This window comes from Bacteroides faecalis (genome assembly GCF_003865075.1).
In the GTDB taxonomy this organism is placed as follows: domain Bacteria; phylum Bacteroidota; class Bacteroidia; order Bacteroidales; family Bacteroidaceae; genus Bacteroides; species Bacteroides faecalis.
The window spans coordinates 462820-483385 of the sequence record NZ_BHWB01000002.1; the positions used below are offsets into that span (position 1 = coordinate 462820).

15 protein-coding genes are annotated in these 20566 nt (G+C 39.4%); 5 read left to right on the top strand and 10 right to left on the bottom strand.

The window, feature by feature from the left end; all coding sequences use genetic code 11:
- Positions 1–19: 19 nt before the first annotated feature.
- The 4 genes from EJF25_RS04740 to EJF25_RS25475 form a co-directional block, all read right to left on the bottom strand.
- Positions 20–2749: an AAA family ATPase gene (locus tag EJF25_RS04740; RefSeq protein WP_160119374.1), complete on the bottom strand. Its 2730-nt coding sequence runs from the start codon at positions 2747–2749 to the stop codon at positions 20–22.
- A 458-nt stretch (positions 2750–3207) separates the two neighbouring features.
- Positions 3208–4068, bottom strand: a complete 861-nt coding sequence (locus EJF25_RS04745) for a hypothetical protein (RefSeq protein ID WP_125040258.1) — start codon at positions 4066–4068, stop codon at positions 3208–3210.
- A 181-nt stretch (positions 4069–4249) separates the two neighbouring features.
- Positions 4250–4888 carry an HU family DNA-binding protein gene (locus EJF25_RS04750; protein ID WP_125040259.1) on the bottom strand — a complete coding sequence of 213 codons (639 nt, stop codon included), beginning with the start codon at positions 4886–4888 and terminating at the stop codon, positions 4250–4252.
- Between the two features lie 108 nt (positions 4889–4996).
- Positions 4997–5218, bottom strand: a complete 222-nt coding sequence (locus EJF25_RS25475; protein ID WP_125040260.1) for a hypothetical protein — start codon at positions 5216–5218, stop codon at positions 4997–4999.
- A gap of 312 nt (positions 5219–5530) precedes the next feature.
- On the opposite strand from EJF25_RS25475, the gene EJF25_RS04760 reads away from it, so the two are divergent.
- Entirely contained in the window at positions 5531–6469 is a 939-nt protein-coding gene (locus EJF25_RS04760) for a hypothetical protein (RefSeq protein ID WP_125040261.1), read from the top strand.
- Positions 6470–6594: 125 nt separating this feature from the next.
- Here EJF25_RS04760 and EJF25_RS04765 read toward each other — a convergent pair whose 3' ends face one another.
- From EJF25_RS04765 to EJF25_RS04785, 5 genes are all read right to left on the bottom strand, one after another.
- A complete protein-coding gene (locus EJF25_RS04765) occupies positions 6595–7065 on the bottom strand; it encodes a 4-fold beta flower protein (protein WP_125040262.1) in 471 nt (156 codons plus the stop codon).
- A 160-nt stretch (positions 7066–7225) separates the two neighbouring features.
- Entirely contained in the window at positions 7226–7834 is a 609-nt protein-coding gene (locus EJF25_RS04770) for a TetR/AcrR family transcriptional regulator (protein WP_125040263.1), read from the bottom strand.
- 9 nt (positions 7835–7843) lie between these two features.
- On the bottom strand, positions 7844–9208 hold the full coding sequence (locus EJF25_RS04775) for a TolC family protein (RefSeq protein ID WP_125040264.1): 1365 nt from the start codon (positions 9206–9208) through the stop codon (positions 7844–7846).
- A gap of 44 nt (positions 9209–9252) precedes the next feature.
- On the bottom strand, positions 9253–12450 hold the full coding sequence (locus tag EJF25_RS04780) for an efflux RND transporter permease subunit (protein ID WP_025075656.1): 3198 nt from the start codon (positions 12448–12450) through the stop codon (positions 9253–9255).
- Positions 12451–12453: 3 nt separating this feature from the next.
- Positions 12454–13611: an efflux RND transporter periplasmic adaptor subunit gene (locus EJF25_RS04785; protein ID WP_125040265.1), complete on the bottom strand. Its 1158-nt coding sequence runs from the start codon at positions 13609–13611 to the stop codon at positions 12454–12456.
- A gap of 159 nt (positions 13612–13770) precedes the next feature.
- Between EJF25_RS04785 and EJF25_RS04790 the strand changes: the two genes are divergently transcribed.
- On the top strand, positions 13771–14619 hold the full coding sequence (locus EJF25_RS04790) for a helix-turn-helix domain-containing protein (RefSeq protein WP_025075654.1): 849 nt from the start codon (positions 13771–13773) through the stop codon (positions 14617–14619).
- A gap of 6 nt (positions 14620–14625) precedes the next feature.
- Here EJF25_RS04790 and EJF25_RS04795 read toward each other — a convergent pair whose 3' ends face one another.
- Complete coding sequence (locus EJF25_RS04795) at positions 14626–15828, bottom strand: multidrug effflux MFS transporter (protein WP_125040266.1); 1203 nt, start codon at positions 15826–15828, stop codon at positions 14626–14628.
- A 720-nt stretch (positions 15829–16548) separates the two neighbouring features.
- On the opposite strand from EJF25_RS04795, the gene EJF25_RS04800 reads away from it, so the two are divergent.
- From EJF25_RS04800 to EJF25_RS04810, 3 genes are read left to right on the top strand one after another with little or no spacing between them, the layout of a single operon-like run.
- Entirely contained in the window at positions 16549–17868 is a 1320-nt protein-coding gene (locus EJF25_RS04800) for a TolC family protein (protein ID WP_125040267.1), read from the top strand.
- Positions 17869–17881: 13 nt separating this feature from the next.
- Complete coding sequence (locus EJF25_RS04805) at positions 17882–18916, top strand: HlyD family secretion protein (protein ID WP_125040268.1); 1035 nt, start codon at positions 17882–17884, stop codon at positions 18914–18916.
- Positions 18917–18919: 3 nt separating this feature from the next.
- Positions 18920–20530: a hypothetical protein gene (locus tag EJF25_RS04810; protein ID WP_125040269.1), complete on the top strand. Its 1611-nt coding sequence runs from the start codon at positions 18920–18922 to the stop codon at positions 20528–20530.
- Positions 20531–20566: the final 36 nt, after the last annotated feature.

Sequence of the window (20566 nt, forward strand, 5' to 3'; positions counted from 1 at the left end):
TTCATTCTTCTTCATTTATCTACGCTCTGAATCCAATAGGGTTTCTTTGAGGTTTATCCGCCAATACATTGATAAAACGAAACATTCCTTCCTCTACATCACTCGGTTCTATTGTCCGAAGCATTTCTTTAGAAAGCGTATCACAATTACGCATTAATCTCTTTGCCATGGCAGGGAGAATTCCGGTAGTAATTACTTGCTCCACCCAACGTGCATTACTGAATAAAGCATTTTTATTCGCTACAGCTTCAGCAATAAGTCTTCTGAAAATATCCTCTGTTGCTTCCGGTAACCAATATTCGCCTTTATCTAATAAATTCTGCCCGATCTGGAATAGTTCATCTACTGTATAATCGCTAAAATGAAGTTTATGAGGGAAACGTCCTGCCAACCCTTGATTCCCACTCATCATCAATTCCATCTCTTTCTCATATCCGGCCATAATGACAAGCATATCCGGATTTTTCTGTGCCAATACAGGAAGTAACACTTCGATAGCACGTAATCCATAGTCACTCCGATCATCTTTTCTGCAATACAGCGTATAAGCTTCGTCAATGAATAGCACATTACCACGAGATTTTTCCAGAATATCGAGCATATTCTTTTCCGTATCTCCGAGATATTGTCCCACGATATGCGAACGATCTGTCACTACTACATCTCCCTTCGAAAGTATTCCTAAAGAATGATAGATTTTGCCAATCAATTTTGCCACCGTCGTTTTACCTGTACCCGGATTGCCTGTAAATATCATGTGATACGGACCTATATCGCCCACCGGAAGACCGACTTGTTGCCGCATCTTTTGTAAACAGGACAAGTTGAAATGCTCAGTCAGCCGTTCTTTCACTTCCTTTAGCCCGACCATTGCAAGAAGAGGTTTCATATTTTCTTCAAAACTATTCATCCGGCTACCGTCAAACGATAGCTCCAGATCATCCGCATACAAAGTTTGTAATGCTTGTATATCCTGTGAAGCAGATTTTAATACCCTCTTCATCATGCGTTTTCTAACAACGGGCAATAAGGTACTCTCAACAAAATCGATAATTTCTTTCTCACCCCAATGCATCAATTTTCCATTATCCCACGACTGTTTAGTCGCATGATACAAACGTAGCTCTGCATCCGGAGAAAGCTTGTATTTACGTTTCTCTAACTGATATATCAACCTATACAATACATCAGAGAACGAATAATTTCCAAATTCCAACCAATATTCCTCAGGGAAGTAAGCCCTCCATTCAGGAACCGCTTCAAAAAGCTGTTCAACTTCACTTTCTGTTCCACAAAGTACTAACGACCAAGAATGTTCTTGATCATTTAAAGCATTCGTGATTTTACGTAACACCGGTAACCCATTGGGAGAAAGTAATGCAGAGAACTGCTTCAGGAAAATTGTACTATCCAAACGGTTACTCATCAATGTATTTACTTCCTCATAAGGATTCAATGAGTTTTTGGAAGTAATCAACGATGTGGCATCCACTTCATCCATCTGAATATTACCCAATGAGAACATTGAAGAAAGACAAGTCGCCACTTTTGGTTGGATCGAAGATTCTGCTCCTATCATCACAAAATGTTTATTTCTCTTGGTAATCTCCACTCCTTTCCGTCGACACAGTTCATCAAACACAGTCTCTTCTATCAAAGAAACAAACCGTTCCCGAATATTTCGCATCCCCGGTAGCTTACAAATTCTCCCTTGCCATACCACTTTCTTCTCACAATACTTAACCATTAAATAATGAAAAGAATCCGGTTGAAGTTCCCGGACTTCACATTGTACGAAAGCTTGTGATGAAAGATGAAAAGAGAATACGTAAGCTGGCTCTTCATTATATACAAATACCAATGAATAATCTCCTGCTACCCAAATGTATGCAGACTCCAATGAAAACTTTAACCATGTATTCGATCCTTTCGATATAAGTTTCGCGTCGGTCTCCACTTTTCCTATCAGCTGATGGTCAGTATTATAACAATAAGCACAAAAGTCATATGTATCTTCGATGTATCCTTTCAAAGCAACTTTTATATCCAATTTACCGGAAGTTCCGCAAACAGTTTCCTGCACATCAGGACGAGACACAGACACTCTTCTCACTTTTGGCTTAGGTAAATATGTTCCCTCAGTCAGTATCCGAAATCGGTAACATAATTGCGTCCCCATTATTTCCAACGGTGACTTTGCTTCCAAATCATTTTCCATATTACCAATCAATAAGAAGTAACGTCCCGGCAATAGTTTGCCTGTATCTTCATACGTAAAAGAATATTCGAATCCATCCGGATCAATTTGCTCTAATCGTTTAAAAACCGGAACTCGACATCCCTCCCGATACAGCGAAAACAGAACACCGTTCGATGGATCATTTCCTGTAACCTTCCGTATCCACATCGTTATTCGAAGTACCTTCTTCGTATCCGATTTAAAATAAAGTTTATTTTTTCTCCTTTCATGATAAGTATCTTCCTCATTGGCAAAGACAACTAATTCTTCCAATTTATATTCACCCTCCGGTTTGGGATTGACCGGAATGAAATATGTCACTCCTTTATCCACGTAGCGGCTTTCTCTTACATATCCGAAATTATCATCTAATCCCGATATACCTGTTTCTTCGCATGCAGTAGTATCAGAGTTAGTTTTCCAATCCTCTATATCATCTAAAAAGGCTTTGATTTGTTCGTCCAAATCATTTAATTTCTCATCAATAGTTGTATCTTTCTTTTTTGTCATAGCACTATAAGTTTTAATATAAAAATGGAATAATAAAAAACGGTAAGCTAAATCACCCTTGACAAAGGGCAATACGAGAGTAATCTGTACGAATCGAGAAAGACGCATACAGGCTAAAAACATCTACAAATAATAAAAGAGAATAAGAAACTAGCGATTTTGCAGATATTCCGGACCTCTCATTTTGTAATCAACTACAAAATGCCGGATGGGTGTCCAATCTGTCAAAGAACACAACGTTAATGCATACAAAACTCCTCCATGAGCCTCGCAGTCATCGTTTCATTGTAATTCTTTGAAATTTGTTTTAGTAAACGGTTCTGTTTCATTAGAACATATAGTGCTTTTAAAGTACGGAGACAAAAATAGTTGGAAAATAAATATGATCCAACTATTTTAACAAAATATTTATTTGAAGCCTTGTTTGCCACCTTCAACAAAACTATGATTTATTGAATTTATAACGGTCTTAATTGCATAAGATTCGAATAAAAGACATAAATCACCCTACTATTTTCGGGTAATTGGACTGATGTCACTGGTTGAATATCAGTTATATCTTCTACAAAAAGAATAGGAGCAGGTGCTACGCTCTTTACAGAAGCGCTTTTCAACTTCGGATTTAAGAAGAAAGTATGCTTTTCATTGTTATCATTATACGTAAACTCAAAGGTATACCTGAAATCTCCAGTCAAGGTATCATCTATTTTTATTTGATAAATCCCCTCTCTTTTTCCTTCTTCACTACCTGTTTCAAGAGTAAACTTACCTTTAGAATTCTCTTTCAGATATGTATTTACATCTTCAGGCTGCAAAATACATTCGTTCCCTTGTTTTAAAAAAGAGTAAGACCTCAGTTCTTCTCTTACTGCCTCTTGCAATTCTTCGTCTTTCCAATATACATTATCCACAATCACCGAAATCTGTTCGGTTCTACCATACAATGATGCAACTCCATAAGAAACTTCTACGGGCAGTGTTGCAGAATTCCCATCTTTATCACTAATAGTCACCTTAGTTTTTCCTTTTTTATCATGCGCATTCAGTAATAGACGATCATTTTTTACAATTGCTGTCACTATCGTTTCATCAGAACTCTGAGCCGAATAACCTCCTTTTCCATTGGCAATTCCAATATCCATGCTCAAACTTCCATTCAAGTATAGCGTAGCATTAGAAACTGTATTAGTACAAGTTCCTGTTTCATTGTTCAGTTCCGAACCACTAAACAAAATAATTTCAGTATTGTCTTGGCAAGAAGTAAGAGATAACACAGTGGCAAGCAAAAATAAAAAGCCTAATAAAGTTTTTGTTTTCATATATCTGGTACTTAGATTAATTCTTCTTAAAGCATGTATTCACAATTAATTCATAATATAATAGTATAGCAGAAGTATCTATTATCCGCAAATATACACAATATGTACAGAAATAGATTACCTCTATCGGGAAAATATAGCTCTCTGACTCGCTTCACATATTTATAAGAAACAGCAGTTTTTAGAGAGAAGTAACCACTTTCTTTATATAAATCCGATGTGTTCCCCACCCGTCAATTCCGATACCCGAATCGGGTTGTTTTGCCCATTGGCGTAACTCTTCGGTAGCTGTCGTACGCAATAATCCTGTCATTTTCTGATATTCACGAACTGTCAGATAAGGATGATGCTCCAGATACTTCACTGCCAAAGCCAGCCGTTGTTCAGATGAATATTTTTTCGAAGAACGTCGTGGTTTCCAGGGAGCCCTTTCCAAATCACACCGTTCATTGATACGTCTTATCATCGTCTTTTCCACACGAAAATTCACATTCCCTACCATAATGCTTCGCGCGTTCCGGTGAGTTTCTCCTTCACCCGGTTTCTCGCGCTCCTTGTCACTGCATAACGTGAGAGATGGTGTAAACGTTCCGATACCATCCAACTTCACAGATTTACCATTTGCCATCAAATGTGCCATTTCGATAGCTACTTCCGCAAGTACTCCTTCTACAACTCCCCTATTAAATCCGCTACAGGATGTTATTTCGTATATCAGATCTTCGGTAGAAACTTGTTCGATCCTTGCCAGTTTTGGATAAAGTATCCGTTCGCCCGTTCCTTGTATGTCGGGCATTTCTTCCATGATGTACCTTGCCATAGTTCTTGTTTTTATTTCATTATTAGATATACTGTTGGCCATTAATAGAAAACTTATTCTCCATTAAGAGATAACTTGCTCTGTATTAATAGAAAACATTCTTTTTCTTTATACAAAACTATAACCGCAAGCTCCGGTTATATAACTGAAACTTTCGATTATATAATCAAAGGTTCCGGTTTCATAATCAGGACTTGCGGTTATAGCTCCTTTCCTACAAAAGTATACTTTATTTCTTGAAAGAACAAATTTCCTTCCGATCAAAAGTAATTTACGCATTACAAAGGTATGAAATAAATTCTTATTTATGCCATTAATACATTCTTTCATATTCTAATGTTTATGAATAATACTAAGTACGAGAATTAGCAACAAAGTTTAATTGAATAAAAACGGCATTACCGAACATATATAAATCATATTTTCAGTTTCTTTCTTGCAAGTCCGGGCACTTTACTTTATATTTGGAAATCGGTTTTCGTTAAACCAGTCTAATACATTTTTAGGAAAAGTCTATGCACTCCCAATAAATTGATACTTCAGCTGAAACGGAAACTTACTTAGAATCTTAATTTCAACTAATCTTAAACAGGCTCTTAAAAGTATCACAGATATGAAAAAAAAAGTATTATAAAGTTGTCGGTGTGGAGTAGTCTACTGTTAAATCTATGTATTTGTTTCAGCTTTGCCTCGCCTGTAGACGAATGGGAAGCTTTCGGAGACATTGCATTTGAAGATGGATTCGCACTCAGTCCTCTGAATACTAAGATAGTGGAAGAGAAAGGTGGATGGGAAAAAGCCTGCGTAGATACACTCTATTTTGAGAAACAGGCCCAAAAGCCTATTTGGAAAATAGCTCAATGGAACAGTAAACACGATTTAGGAAATACACTACCGATAAGGAATCAGGATGGCTCCATCACTTATACTAATCAAGGGAAAAAAGTTATCTGGAATCAAGATGGCAGCTTATGGTTGGAAATCAATACAAGTCAAGAGTATGATAAGCCACGGGAAGAGAATGAGCCATGGCCTCATCTTTTGATTGAGCAGAACTTCAAAAGTCAGCCCAATATAGGCAAAGTGAAACAATTGAATTTTTCGATGGAGATAAAATTGGAGAAATGTGAGAGGAAGATGTCCGACAGTGAGTATAATCCGAAATTACATACAGCTCAAACTCCCTTTTACTTCGTTTTGAGAAATATCAATAGTGAGGCTCCGGACTTTAACACCTTCATTTGGCTGGGTATTCCTTCTTATGATTACCGGCATCAACAGATGACTGACAAGGAAACTATTTCTTGGGATTTAGATACTTCCACTTATATTTATAATGTTCCCCAATTAGCCGTATGGGGCAATATCACTTTTCACGATAAACAATGGCATCAGGCTAAAGTAGATGTGCTGCCTCTGATTAAAGAAGCTATTGAGAAAATGAAATCAAAGGGCTTTTTTAAGGATACGACTTGGGAGGATATGGAAATCTGCGGGATGAATTTCGGATGGGAAGTACCCGGCACATTTGATGCAGCCATCAGTGTAAGAAATATGAGCTTGAAAGTGATAGACAAGTAAAAGAACAGTTTATAACTAGCTTTTATTCAGCATTCAATTTAAAGAATTATCATAGAGAATCATTAATAAACAATCACCTCACCTCTAATCAGCACTCAATTTGAGATGCTGATTTTTCCTTTTTTTTATTGGGGAAGAAAAAAGTCAGTCAAAGAAATTTCACTCCATTTATCCCGAAAAGACGGGGTTTTCGGTTTTAATGAGTGAACATGAGGAATAGGTTTAACGTGCTTCACTCCTTTTATCACTGATTCCGCATACGTTTCATTCATTTTTATTTCTCCTCTTACAACACCTTTTTTAGCGGCAACTGCATAGCCTTCTTTATCATATATCACACCGTTCATATACCACCCCAGAAATTGCCCGTTGAAATGATAAATCAGTCCAGATTCCTCCAAATAAGCCACCGGAATGCCGTCCCACATATAAATAGTCAAATCATCATCCACATAATTTATATAAGCGATAGGTTTTATATTCTTATCAAATAAGGTGACTTCTGCTTCCTGCGGAATAACAGGTTTATCATCATCTTTACTACATCCCGATACTAATCCCCCAATAACGAATAAAATTAGAAATAACTTTTTCATATTTTATAATATAAAATTCATTTTTATTATCCGCAAATATACAGATTATAAACTGAAACAAACAATCTTTACTTGCTAAAAGAATACCTGAATCCTGAAATAGAAGGCTCATTACAAATGAAAAAGCGTATCCGTTTTTACTCAGATACGCTTTTTCTCTTCAAACACAAACATTTAACTTATCGAATGCCAGATGTTCATCAATATAACGAATCCCATCCATCTTAAAAAGTCCTCGTAAAAGCATATAATTCAACATCCGTTGCACTATATACGGAGTGCCTTGCAGACAACTCTGATAAATTGCTTCCCGCAATTCCGCTGCAAAACGATCCGTATCGACTTCAGGAAGTAGAAAACCACAAATTTTACAATGTGTCAGTATATCAATGAACTGTTGTAGCCAGAACGTATTTTCCCGTTCAAAAGAAGAACGGTACTCATCATCTTCGGCAATATCCAACAGTAAAGTCTTCCCCATCGAATGTAACAGAGTGAGATACCCGTTTACAGTTATAAAAAGATGCCCCATGCACGAACTATCCATCCGTATTTGCTGCTGCTGTACACTGCCTCTGATCTTATTAGCAAAATCAGAAAGGCAAACACGAAACAGACAAACCTTGCTGGGAAAAAGTTTATAGAGCGTACGCTTCGACATCTTCATCCCCTTAGCTATGTCATCCATAGTCAGTCCGTTAGTTCCATGCAGAGACATTTCCCGTTTCGTGTAATCGAGTATCTGACTCCGTAGCGTTTCAGGATTCATACTATCCTCCTACATCCTACCGCCACCCAGCGACTGATATAGAGTAATCATTCCCTGGATTTCAGTAAAGCGGTTTGCCACTTGAGAAAGCTGAGCATTCAGCAACGTTTGCTGTGCGGTCAGGACTTCCAGATAAGTTATATCGCTATGTTTCATTAAAAGATTGGTACTCTTGACAGCTGTCTGCAAAGAAGTAACCTGTTTCTCATAGAAAGCGGCTTTCTCGCGAGCTGTCTGATACTGCACCAATGCTTCGTTTACCTCCACACCTGCATTCAATAATGTCTGTTCAAAATTGAGGCGGGCTTCTTCCTGTTGAGCTTTCGCTATTTTCAATCGGGCGATATTTGTACCTTTATTAAATAGAGGTTGCGTCAGAGAAGCTACTGCTGAAGCAAGAAACTTACCCGGATTTAGAATCATACTTCCGGCATTATTCGTCCAGCCAGCACTACCACTCAAAGTAATAGAAGGATAGAAAGAAGCACGCGCAGAGTTTGTCGAATAGAAAGCCTGTGCCAAAGAATATTCGGCACTACGTACATCCGGACGATTGGAAAGCATTTGCAAAGGAACTCCTATGGAGAAGTTTTCCGGCAACTGTTGATTATTCAATTTACCACGCTGAACAGTATGAGGAACTTCCGCCAGCAATAGACTCATGGAGTTTTCTACCTGATTGATTTGCTCTTTCAAATCGAGTACTGTCGTACGAATTGTATAATAGTTAGCCTCTGTCTGAGCCAATCCGGCTTCATTCATCATACCTGCTTTCTTCATGGCACGTGAAGCTCTTACTGTTTCCTGCCATGCTTTTTCCGTAGCTACGGCAATATCGTATTGAGCATCGAGCATCAACAAAGTATAATAATTGTTGGCTACGGCAGATACTAATTGCGTTTTTACAGCTTGCTCATATTCCTTACTTTGTTGGTAAGCTGCTTTTGCACTACGTTTCGTATTCGTGGTACGGCCAAAAATATCCAGTTCCCAAGAAGCAGTCACAGGCAATGAATAGGTTTGTGTAGCCTTTCCCTTATCAAAACTACTGGCTGTTCCTTCCGGTGAAAGAAACAAAGAAGGTAAATAGGATAACTTCGCCGTCATCAAAGAAGCTTCCGCTTCTTTCACACGCAAATGAGCTGTCTGCATATCCGTATTCTTCACCAGAACCGAATCTATCAGTACCTGTAGATGTGGATCGGTAAATACTTCCCGCCAAGAAAGATTCCCAAAATTCGTCGTATCGGTGGCAGCGACTGACTCGCTGCCATAAAGTCCCTCGGGAACTTCCGAAACCGACTTGTATTTATTATAAATACCGCAACTACTCAACATGACTGTCACTGCGGATAATAGTATTATTTTTCTCATATTTCTTTTTTATAATTGAAAACTCTGTGTCACTCTATAGTGAATCATTTCTTTCCTGCCTCAGACTTTTCTTCGTTACTTATCTTAATTTCTTCTTCGATCTGCCAGTCCTCTGTAGGTACACTTTGCATAGGGCGCAAACGCTCCTGCAACCATTGGAAAGCAATGAACAAAGTCGGAACAATGAAAAGTAAAGCTAACGTACCGATAGTCATACCACCGACTACACCTGTACCCAATGAACGGTTACCATTCGCACCTACCCCACTAGACAACATCAAAGGGAACAGACCGAAGATCATCGTCAATGCTGTCATCAGAATCGGACGAAGACGAGCTTTAGCAGCACTTACCGCAGAAGCAACCAGTCCCATTCCTGCCTTACGACGTTCGGCAGCATACTCTGTCAGCAAGATAGCCGTCTTCGCCAGCAAACCAATCAACATGATCAATCCCGTTTGCAGATAGATATTGTTCTCTAATCCGAACATCCTGGCAAAAAGGAAACTTCCCATCAATCCGCTAGGTACGCTCAAAAGAACAGCAAACGGAATGAGAAAACTCTCGTATAATGCACTCAGAATCAAGTAAATCATCAGGAAGCATATACCGAAAATGATAATCGTCGTACCACTTTGCTGATTTTCCTCACGAGTAATACCTCCGTAATCATAACCATATCCTTTGGGAAGAGCTTGTTCCGCAGTTTCCTGCACTGCTTTGATTGCATCTCCGGTACTGTAACCATCTGCCGGCATTGCATTTACCGCAATAGAGTTATACATATTAAAACGACTCAATGATTCTGCACCATAGCTACGTGTTAATGTAACAAACTGGCTTAACGGAGCCATCTCACCATTCGACATACGTACAAAAGCATTATCAAGAGAGGTCTCATCCAAGCGGAATAACGGATCTGCCTGAATCATTACTCTATACACTTTAGAGAAACGATTGAAGTTGGATACATACTGACCTCCATAATAACCGGAAAGGGTACTCAGCACTGCATCAGGAGTAATACCGGCACGTTTACATTTAGCAGCGTCCACATCTACGGTCCATTGTGGATAACGAACGTCAAACGTAGAATATGCCATCGAAATCTCAGGACGCTGATTCAATGCTCCCAAATATTGCTGGGTAGTCGTAAAGAATTCATTGATATCACCACCCATCTTATCCTGCATATGAAGTTCCAATGCATTACCCATACCATAACCCGGAATCATACCTGGAGATATAGCAAAGACACTAGCATCTTTAATATCAGCCGTACGAACGTACACCTGACCAATTACAGCCTGTACATTATCTTCATCATTCGGACGTTCACCCCAGGGTTTCAACTTCAGAATCAACATACCAAACGAACTTCCCTGTCCTGCCAATAATCCGTAACCGGAAACTTTCTGTACGTGAGCAATCTGAGGAATTTCCATCATACGCTTTTCAACACGTTCCATCACTTCGTCAGTCGTCGTCAATGAACTGCCTGACGCTGTACTTACATTGACGAATATCACACCCTGATCTTCGTCAGGAACCAGACTGGTCTTAGTAGTGTTCATCAGAAAAACCAATAGTACTATAGAACATGCCAGCAACGACCAAGTCAGCCACTTACGCTTGATAAAGAACAATACGATATTCTTATATTTTTCAACCATTATATCAAAAGCCGAATTGAATGCCTTACGGAATCGCGCCGCAAAATTATTCTTCTGTGTCCCGTCTTCATTAATATAAGGCTTCAGTAACAAAGCACACAATGCCGGACTTAATGTTAATGCATTGACAGCTGATATACCGACAGCCACCGCCATTGTCAGACCAAACTGAGTATAGAACGTACCGGAAGTACCTCCCATAAATGATACCGGAATAAATACTGCCATAAACACAAGTGAAGAAGTAATGACAGCATTACTGATTCCTTTCATCGCATCAATACTTGCCATATACGATGATCTATATCCCACATCAAACCTCGCCTGCACCGCCTCAACGACAATAATGGCATCATCCACCACCGTACCAATCACAAGCACCAACGCAAACAAAGTAAGCAAATTGATACTGAATCCTGCCAAAGCCATAAATGCGAATGTACCGACCAATGAAACAACAATTCCCACCAAAGGAATTAACGTAGAACGGAAATCCTGCAAGAAGACATATACCACAAGAATCACCAGAATGATAGCTTCAATCAACGTCTTCACTACTTCATGGATGGAAGCGAACAGGAAGTCATTCGAACTCATCATCTGTGTCAGTTCCACACCACGCGGAAGATCTTTACTTACTTCTTCAAGTAAGTCGTCAATCTGCTGGTTTACTTGGGTAGCATTAGAACCTGCCGTCTGGAAAACCATACACGAAATACCCGGATGACCGTCCATACCACCATGATACGCATAACTATCCTGACCTAGCTGTATCTCGGCAATGTCTTTCAGTTTCAAAACCTCGCCATTGTCTGTAGAACGAATGACAATCTCTCCAAATTCTTCCGGAGTAATCAGACGTCCTTTATACTTCATTGTATACTGATAGGTTTCGTTAGAATTCTCACCAAACGAACCGGTTGCAGATTCAATATTCTGTTCGGAAAGTACTGCAGTGATATCCGATGGGATCAGTTTATACTGTGCCATTATATCAGGCTTCATCCACACACGCATACTATACTCACCTCCCATAATCATCAGGTCACCTACACCGGAAATACGCAGTATCTGCGGTTTCAGGTTAATACTAATATAGTTGGAAAGGAAGTTTTCGTCATAGCTATCGTCCGGGCTGTATAATGAGAACATCTGCAAAATACTAGTTTGACGTTTGGAAGTAGTTACACCCACCTGGGTTACTTCTGCCGGAAGCTGTCCCGTAGCTCTTGATACACGATTCTGCACATTGACAGCCGCCATATCCGGATCTGTTCCCTGTTTAAAGTAAACGGTAATACTCACTGAACCGGAATTAGTAGCCGAAGAAGTCATGTATGTCATATCCTCCACACCATTGATAGCTTCTTCCAAAGGAGCAACTACACTTTTCTGCAAAGTTTCTGCACTGGCACCATAATAGGTGGTACTCACCATAATAGTAGGGGGAGCAATATCCGGATACTGCTCTACGGGTAGACTGAACAACCCGATGATACCCACAACGACAATCGTAATAGAAATGACTGCCGATAATACAGGGCGTTCAATAAAGGTTCTTAAATTCATGGATTAATCCTCCTTTGTTGTTTGATTTTCAGTAGTTGTCATCGTAGGTTGTGCCGTCTTCGCCTTAATAGGAGTACCTTCACGAAGTAATCCTACACCTTCCTTCACGATTACGTCTCCCGAAGCCAGGCCTTCATCCACGATAAATTCCTTACCTCCATTCACCCGGGTTACCTGTATCTGGCTTGATTGCGCTTTACCGTCTACTACCTTATATGCATATCTCTTATCCTGAATTTCAAATGTAGCTGCTTGCGGAATAACCAGTGCTTCTGTTCTATGCACCGGAATAACCACATTACCTGTACCACCACTATGCAACAGACCATCCTTATTAGGAAATACAGCACGCAAGCTAACGGTTCCCGTCGAACGGTCGATCACTCCGCTGATAGTCTCGATCTGTCCCTGTTGTGGATAAGCAGACTTATCATTCAACAGCAAATCAATCGCCGGCATATTCTTCAATGCTTCTTCCTTAGAACCATATTGACGAATCAAATTTAACAGTTGCTTTTCTGTCATCGAAAAGTAAACATACATATCCGAGTTATCAGAAACTGTAGTCAAAGGTTCGGCAAGATTAGAACTAACCAAAGCACCTACACGATAAGGCAATGTACCGATCACTCCATCTGCCGGACTTTTCACCACCGTATAAGAAAGGTTATTACGAGCACTTACTTCCTGAGCTTTTGCCTGTGCCAGTTGCGCATTAGCTGCCAAAAGAGAGTTTCTTGCTGTGCTCAAGTCAAAATCGGAAACTACATTTTCTTTATGCAGTTCCTCTTTGCTTTCGTAAGTCAGTTTTGCCGTAGCCTGAGACGCTTTAGCAGATTCCACATTAGCCAATGCAGTCTGTAACGCAGCCTCATAAGGTACTTGATCGATGATGAACAATGTTTGTCCCTTCTTCACACGCTGACCTTCAGTCACACTTACTTTAGTCAGTGTACCACTTACCTGAGGATAAATATCAATATCCTGACGTCCGCGAATAGTCGCCGAATAGGTGCTTGATATCATCCGGTCTGCCGGAGAAAGGGTCATCACTTCGTATCCTGTTTCCATTTGTGCCGGTGGTGCTTGTTTACATCCTACAGCAGCTAAAGAGCAAAGCAACATTAATGCCTGCTTCATTTTACATACCTTTTTACTCATTTTGTTGTTACCTAGTTAAAAAAATTACTGCGGCAAAGGTAAATGGATTCTATGATAGAAAACTATTCATAGTGTTTTCAGTTTTGTTCATTTTCGGAACATAAAAGCTAATATTTAGCAAAAAAATCTTATTTTTGCCTTCCTAAAAAAGAACTGTATATGAAAGAAAGAAAATCTATACTTGCTGTACTTCGTGAACCCTTTGTGGCTGGCACAGATGAAAATTTGTCACCAATCATGCACCACCTGTGGAAACTGGAAGGTGGTGCCATCTATTTCTGTCAAAGTGGGTGGGCACATGTAACGATCGACCTGAAAGATTATGAAGTTATTGAAAATACCCAAATAGTATTGTTACCGGGAACTATCATACGCATCAATGGCAGCAGTAGCGATTTTACCGCTTCTTTTTTCGGATTTCCACAAGATATGTTCCGGGAGGCTTGTCTCCGATTCGAACCATTTTTCTTCCAGTTCCTTAAAGAGAATCCTTGTTACACCCTTTCCGAAGAAAATACCGAAACCATTAATGGATTAATACGTGCGACAACGGCAATCTATAAAGATCGTGAAAATCGTTTTCGAAACCAAATAGCCAAAAATCATCTTCAATCCTTCATGCTGAACATTTATGATAAGTGTTACCGTTATTTCGACCGACGTGAAATTGAAGGTGGAAGCCGACAGGATGAAATCTTTAAGCATTTCGTCGCTTTAGTTCACGAAAACTGTATTTCTCAACGGGAAGTAAATTTTTATGCCAGTAAACTCTGTATCTCTACCAAATATCTAACGGGTATCTGTAGAAGTGTAACCGGCGATTCTGCTAAAAAGATTATTGACGACTTTGCTATTCTGGAGATAAAAGTGTTACTCCAATCCACCGGACTGACCATACAAGAGATAGCCCACCGACTCGGTTTCCCGGACCAATCGTATCTAGGAAGATATTTCAAACGGCACGAAGGAATGTCACCCAGAGAATATCAAAGTAAATATTCGATGTAAGCCGGACTAAATCCGGCTTACTTTTACTACCTTGACTATGGTTCGTCTGACTGCTCCTAACGCACATAGTAATGAACAAATAGCACAAATTATGAATGTTATCCCAGTAGATATAAGTATATCGCCTAAACCGACTAATGGAGAAACTATTCCACCGGCCGCAAAACACAGTGCACCCAGCAAAGCGGAAGCTGCACCGGAATACTGACGTTCACAGTCCATCGCCAAAGTAGTGGAAGTTGTAAAAGTCAATCCCATCATAAATAATAACGTAAACATCAGCAATTCATAGGTCCAGAAGTTGCATTGACTGTATAAAGCAACCATCATAAGGATAGACAAAACCAACATACCAACACACCCAGTCAGTGTTCCGTACTCAGTCTTACGGAATTTTACCGAAATAGCGGCAGCTGTCCCAATAGCTATTGCATTGACAGCAAAACAAATACTGAAAGCTAAAGGAGAAAATCCGTAATGCTGTTGGATTATAAAAGGAGAAGAAGCAATGTAGGCAAATAAAATGCCTTGTGCAAATGCTAATTGCAAGACATAAAGCATAAAACGACCGTTACGAACAATTGTACCGAAACTACGGAATGTAGCAACAACTCCTGTCTTCGAACGTTTTTCTACAGGCAGTGATTCTTTAAAACGAATACAACCAATCCACAACAATATTCCCAAAAGCAACAGGATCACGAAAATACCTTTCCAACCCACTGTGCCTGTCAGCAATCCTCCGATAACCGGAGCCGCAACGGGAGCAACTCCATTTATTGCACCAATTATTGCCAGCATTTTAGCTAATTCTTTTCCCGAAAACTTATCTGTTGATATCGAACGGGAAATTACTATTCCTCCTGCTCCAGCTATACCTTGTACTAATCTTAATGTAACAAACGAATAAATATCCGGCACAAACAAACATAACATAGTAGAAATCATAAATAACACTATCGACACCAATAATAGCGGACGTCTGCCATATTTATCACTAAGAGGTCCAAAAAAGATTTGTCCCAACGCCAAGCCTATCATACTTGTAGTAAGTCCTAACTGTACCATAGAAGAACTTGTGGAAAAATAGTCTGTCATCGAGGGCAGGCTGGGTAAATACATATCCGTAACAAAAGGTCCGAATGCTGTCAACATTCCTAACAATAACAACAGAAAGACCTTTGAATTTTCTTCTTTTATTGCATTCATAATCTATCTTTTAAATTTGAGTGCAAAGGTATGGGCTTTCTATCTATATGAGAACGTCAAAACAAGAACAAAATTAGTACTTTTCAGAACAATTCTAGAGTGAAGAATCACTTTGTAACAGATAGCTCAGCCAATTCTTAATTTAATTCGTTTTAGTATTATAAGTATTCTTTCATTTTTTTCTGCAATATAAGAATGATTCTCGATAGTATCTCTTTCATTCATAAGGAAGTGAAGAATCTCCTCTTCGGCATATACAAAGAAGAGATTCTTTCTCCCTACGGTAGTATGAATATACCGTAATATAAAAGCTAAAAGATGTTTTGAACGAAGCTAATGACAGATACCGTAACATTACTACTTACTTGATAAAACCACAAATTAAATAACTTGGTTAAGCATCATCCAAGAATAAAAAAGAGAAAGAGTATTCGTTAAAAAACATTATATTTGTAGATATATAAAGTCACAACTTACCTATTATTTTTTATAATTTTGCAAATCAAAATAGAAAACAAGTATCAATATGAAACTTAAGTATTATCAAATTTCCATTCGCTATAAAAACAAAATGCACGATTTCCACAGTTGGGGAGTAGCTGCACAGATATAATCATTCTCATTTTAATGACTCGCCACAATTCAAAACGCTGACCTTCAGGAAAGGAAGCATGATATAAGAGCGAATATTTTAATCACATTAATTATTTATTTTACTTTATGAGCAAAAAAGGATGGCTCATAGTACCGCTATGCGTGGCACTATGCAGTCAGAGTTTGTCTGCCCAGACGTCATCAAAACAGGTGTTGGGCATTAATGAAATCTTTCGTCTGGCAGATGAGAACAGCCAGAGTATCCGAACGTACAAAACCGGAAAAGAGGCAGCTGATGAAGCTTTAAAAGCAGCCAAATCAGAACGGTTGCCGGATATAGGCGCTTCACTATCGTTCAGTTATCTTGGTAATGGATATTTATGGGATCGTGATTTCACAAATGGTCAGAATATTCCGATGCCTCATTTCGGCAATAACTTCGCCTTGGAAGCGCAGCAAGTGATCTATGCAGGTGGAGCAATCAACAGCGGAATCGCTCTGGCTGAACTCGGGCAAAAGATGAGTGAATTAGATTGGCAGAAAAATCGTCAGGAAATACGTTTTCTTCTGACCGGTTATTACCTGGATCTGTATAAACTAAACAATCAGATACAAGTATTACAGAAAAATCTCGATTTAACAGAACAAGTGATACGTAACATGAAAGCACGACGCACACAAGGAACGGCTTTGAAAAATGATATCACCCGCTATGAATTACAAAAAGAGACGTTAAAGTTGCAGCTTGCCAAAGTTCAAGATGCTTGCAAAATCATGAACCATCAATTAGTGACTACTCTTCACCTACCTGTCGGAACAGAAATCATTCCTGATTCCACTTTACTAGAAGAAGAAGTGAAAGCACTGGCAGAAAATGACTGGCAGCAATTAGCTACTCAAAGTAATGTAGGTTTGCAACAAGCACAACTGGCTGTGAAAATGAACGAACAGAAGGCCAAACTGGAACGTTCGGAACTCCTTCCCAAAATAGCTCTTGTTGCAGGAGAACATTTGGATGGTCCCATCACCATTGAAGTTCCGGTATTGAACAACAATTTTAATTATTGGTATGTAGGAGTAGGAATCAAATACAATCTTTCTTCATTGTTCAAAAACAATAAGAAAGTCCGTCAGGCAAAATTGAATATACAAAAATCACAGGAGGAATATATTCTTGCACAAGAACAAGTTGAGAATGGTGTTCAAGCCAATTATGTTAATTTCCTTACCTCTTTTACCGACTTACGCACACAAGAAAAAAGCGTGGAACTGGCTGATCAAAACTACAGTGTAACCAGCAACCGTTACAAAAACGATCTGGCGTTACTTACCGATATGCTTGACGCCAGTAACATGAAGCTAAGTGCTGATCTTGCTCTGGTTAATGCACGTATCAACGTGATCTACAGTTACTACAAAATGAAATATATCACACATACCCTTTAAAATACAATAGATTATGATAGCTAGAAAAACTCAAAAGATTATATACAATATTCTGATTCTTTGTTTCCTCATCGGCGGTGCAGCCTATGTTTGTTCCCGTTTTCTTCATTTGGGAAGTATAGAATATACTGATAACGCACAAGTTAAACAACACATTACTCCGATTAATACCCGCGTACCGGGATTTATAAAAAGAATCTGTTTCGAAGAATATCAGCCGGTACATAAAGGTGATACGTTGCTTATCATCGAAGATGCGGAATTTCGACTTCGCGTTGCTCAGGCAGAAGCAGATTTGGCAAACGCTATGGCAGGAAGGCAAGCTACCACCATCGGTATTGCCACCACTCAAAACAATTTGAGTGTAAACGATGCAAGTATAGAGGAAGTTCGCGTACAAATGGAAAATGCCAAACGTGAATTGGATCGTTTTGAAAAACTACTGAAAGACGATGCAGTTACCAAACAACAATATGATAATGTACATACAGCATACGAAGCAGCAAAAGCACGCTACGAACAAGTATCACGTGCCAAGCAGTCTACATCGTTAGTTAAAAGTGAACAGACCCACCGCTTAGGACAGAATGAAGCAGGAGTCCGTCTGGCAGAAGCTGCACTCGAGCTCGCTCGTCTGAACCTTTCTTATACAGTTATCATTGCTCCATGCGATGGAACTACGGGACGAAAAGAGATACAGGAAGGACAACTGGTACAACCGGGACAAACAATGGTTGATATTGTAGATAATAGTGACCTGTGGATCATAGCCAACTATCGCGAAACCCAATTACCTAATATTAAAGAGGGAGCCGAAGTAGAAATGACCGCAGACGCAGTGCCGAATATAATTTTCAAAGGAACTGTAGAATCCATTTCGGATGCAACAGGAGCAGCTTTCTCTATGATTCCACAAGATAATGCCACGGGAAATTTCGTAAAAGTAGAGCAACGTATCCCCGTCCGCATCCGTCTGAAAGGAAACAAGCCCGAAGACTTAAAACGTTTACGAGCAGGGTTCAATGTAGAATGTGAAGTAAAATATTAACATATGGGAGCACCTGTTTTAAACGGTCCTTTCACGATGCCGATGTTTCGTAGCTTTGTGCCACGAAAAATACAACCATGGATTTATCTATTCATTGCTGTTACCTTCCAATTATCGGGGGGAGTTTATTTGGGAGCATTAAATCAGATGATCGGTGGCAAAGTACTGATGCGTGAAGATATTCTCATGTGTATGTACGCCAATCTGGCGGGAATGGCAATCTACTTTCCGCTATTATTCCGAATGAAGTTCCGCTTTACCAATAAAACTTTGCTTACATCGGCAGCATTGGGAGTTTTGCTTTGCAATCTAGTAGCGCCATCCATCAGCTTTCTTCCACTTTTGTGGTTGGTATGTTTCATTGAAGGTATGTGTAAAATTCAGGGAACTTTTGAGTGCATGTCCAATATCCAGTTGTGGATGACGCCGACACGAGATTTCACCGTATTCTTTCCATGGCTTCATATTGTTATTTTAGGCAGCATTCAGTTGTCAGACTTGATAACGACCTATTTAATGTACCACTACAACTGGACCTATATGCACCTCTTTATTGTAGGGTTAATGTTAATAGTCTTATTTATACAGTTTACTTGCGTTAAACATTTCCGTTTCATGCGCAAGTTCCCACTATTCGGTATTGATTGGCTAGGCGCAGCTTTATGGGCCGCTTTATTAGCCGAAATCACTTTCCTATTTAATTATGGTGATTGGTACGATTGGTGGAACAGTCCTGTTATCCGGCAATTATCGGTAGCAATCATCATCACCCTAGTATTTTGTATCTGGCGTATGATGACCATCCGCCATCCGTTTCTTGAACCTAAGATGTGGACTTATCGGTTTTATTGGCCGTTACTAGGACTGATTACGATAGTAGAAGCATTTCTGGCAACAGAACACGTATTAGAAGAAGTCTTTTATGAAGAGGTGATGAAATATGAAGAAATGGTCAGTGTACAATTAGATTGGTTTGCTATCATAGGTATTATTGGTGGTTGCCTGTTTTCTTACTGGTGGATGCACGTCAAACAATATAATTATGTACGTCTTATCATTGTCGGATTTGTTGGACTAATAGGTTACTTAATCGGATATTACCTGACTCTTTCGACTGACATTCATATCTCCCAACTCTATCTGCCAACGATTTGTCGAGGCTTTGCTTATGCAGTATTAAGTGCCACTTTCATGGTATGTCTGGAAGAGATTATGACCTTCCAACATTTCTTTCAGGGATTAAGTGTATTCAATATGCTCCATATGGTAGTCGGCGGAGTACTGGGCTGTGCAATCTATTCACAAGGATTGGCTTACTACGTACCCGACAATCTGGGACGTTACGGATCGGCGATCGATCATGTATCTTTCAGTAACAATCCATTCCATCTTGGTCATTATATGGAAGAATTTATTAGTCAAATGATGGAAGTGAGCATCAAGCAAATTTACGGCTGGGTGGCCTATGCATGTATTTTCCTCTTTCTGCTGTTATTACTCTACGACTTTCCGATACGCCGTTCTTTAAAACGTATGCCCAATTGGAAAAATGTAGCCCGAGAAGTTAAAAATACATTTTGGCGTACATCACATGCTCCATCCGATAAAAGATAATAAAATAACATATAATTTTGCCATAAAGCTACAATT